At 61.2% G+C, this 1,976-nt stretch carries 3 protein-coding genes; 2 read left to right on the top strand and 1 reads right to left on the bottom strand.

Annotated features, from left to right (window positions below):
* On the top strand, nt 1–620 hold a 620-nt coding region (locus AC1D1X_RS21860), incomplete at its 5' end, for a type II toxin-antitoxin system HipA family toxin (protein WP_477699169.1).
* On the opposite strand, the gene AC1D1X_RS21855 is transcribed toward AC1D1X_RS21860, so the two are convergent.
* Nucleotides 613–1,380 (bottom strand): glutathione peroxidase, encoded by a 768-nt coding sequence (locus tag AC1D1X_RS21855; RefSeq protein ID WP_477669305.1) that lies wholly within the window; start codon nt 1,378–1,380, stop codon nt 613–615. The two genes, AC1D1X_RS21860 and AC1D1X_RS21855, sit on opposite strands and share 8 nt — an antisense overlap.
* 231 nt (nt 1,381–1,611) lie before the next feature.
* On the opposite strand from AC1D1X_RS21855, the gene AC1D1X_RS21850 reads away from it, so the two are divergent.
* The coding region (locus AC1D1X_RS21850; RefSeq protein ID WP_477699168.1) for a DUF2721 domain-containing protein at nt 1,612–1,976 on the top strand (365 nt) is incomplete at its 3' end.

Here is a 1,976-nt window from a genome sequence, read left to right as displayed (position 1 = left end):
ATTTCCTCGCCGTCAAGCGCTTTGACAGCGGGCCTGAGGGCCACATTCATTGCGAAGACTTTGCGCAGATCCTGCGCATCCAGCCGGAAGAAAAATACACGCATCCCGCTGCAACCTACGCCGCCATGGCCCGGACGTTGCGTGAAGGCATGAGCCTGGAGGCGCACCTGGGTGAGGGCGCTGCAGAAGAATTGATCCGCCGCGTGATGGTCAATGAAATGCTCGGCAACTATGACGCCCACGTCAAAAACTTCGGTGTGGTGTACCCGGGTGGCCGCACGCCCGAGCTGTCTCCGGCCTACGACGTGGTGGCGTACGCGGCCTACCTGGGCGGCAGGGGCCACGCGCTGCGCTTTGTGCCCGGTGGTGAAAAGCAGGCCAGGCTGACCGCCAAAACGCTGCGCAGTTTTTGCAACGCCACGGGCATGTTTGAAACGCGCGTGCGCGGTGTGCTCAATGAAGCAGTGGGAAAAGCGTGTGAGTCATGGCCGCAGATGATTGCCGCCAGTTCGCTGCTCGAGCGGCAAAAGCAGAACCTGCTCAAGCACTTTGACGCCTGCGAAGCGGTGGTCAGCTGGCGCGCCCGGCGCAGGGCGAAAGTGCTGCAGCCGGCTAGCTGAGAAACTGGCGTGGTTCCGGCTCTGGTCGGGACTCTTTCAACCAGGCTTGCAGGTCCTCCGACCCGCCGATTTTTTTCCCGCCTGCGAATACTTGTGGCGCCGTTCCCGCGCCTGCAACCGCTTGCAGCGTGCTGGTGGTGATGCCCTGGCCCAAGGTGATCTCCTCGTAGCTAAGACCTGCTTCGTCCAGCATGGCCCGGGCTTTCGCGCAAAACGGGCAGCCCGGCTTGCTGAAGAGGGTGATGGGCTCGGGCGCCACGGCTTGCGGTGCAAGGTACTTGAGCATGGTGTCGGCGTCCGAAACCTCGAAGGGGTCGCCTTCCTTCTCGGGCTCGATGAACATCTTCTTGATCACGCCATCGCGCACCAGCATGGAATAGCGCCAGGAGCGCTTGCCGAAGCCGAGATCGCTTTTGTCGACCAGCATGCCCATGCCTTTGGAGAAGTCGCCATTGCCGTCCGGAATCAAGGTGATATTGCCGGCCTCCTGCGCCTTGCCCCATTCGTTCATCACAAAGGCGTCATTGACCGAGAAGCAGACCACGTCGTCAATGCCATGGGCCTTGAAGGTATTGGCCAGCGCATTAAAGCGCGGCAAATGGGTGGAAGAGCAGGTGGGCGTGTAGGCGCCGGGCAGCGAAAAAACCACGACGTTTTTCCCGGCAAACAGTTCAGTGCTTTTCACGTCAACCCACTGGTCGTTCTGGCGTGTCTTGAAGGTCACGTCAGGGACGCGCTGTCCTTCGTTATTGGCGAGCATGGGAAATCCTTTGGTGGAAATAATTCGGTGCTGTGCCGCGATGGCGGTCGCAGGGAAAAAGGCAACGCGGGCACTGCCTTGGAGTTCATTGTGGGGACGACCGCACACCGCGGGCTGTCGGACAGCGACGACATCCGTGTAGGGCATCGTCCGCAAAGGCAGGCGACCGGCAGGCCTGCTGGCCTGATGTTTGCATGACAATACCCGTTTCATGAACCCCCGGAGCCCCGCATGAACTTTGCGCCCGACCTTGCAACGGTCACCCACGGTATTCAACTGGCAGTGGCGCCGGTGTTTTTGCTCACCGCTGTTTCGGGAATGATCGCCGCCGTCGCCGGGCGGCTGGCGCGCATCATCGACCGCGCGCGTTTCCTGGAGAACCGGCTGGAGACCGGCGGCGTGGAAGAGGCCCGCGCGCACCGCATGTATGCCGAACTGCGCGAGTTGCGCCAGCGTGGCTGGTTGGTCAACATCTGCATCGCCTTTCTGACCTTTTGCGCCATGCTGATCGGCACTACCATCATCCTGCTGTTTTTGGGTGAGACGAGTGAGTTGCCGACCCTGCGCATTGCCACTGTCTGTTTTCTGTCGGGCGT

The organism is Polaromonas sp. P1_G4, from assembly GCF_056405475.1.
This window is presented reverse-complemented; position numbering and strand designations above follow the sequence as displayed.

Bases quoted from the DNA above. Each gene is read 5' to 3' on its own strand.
- AC1D1X_RS21855 (WP_477669305.1), bottom strand. From the start codon at position 1,380: ATGCTCGCCAATAACGAAGGACAGCGCGTCCCTGACGTGACCTTCAAG.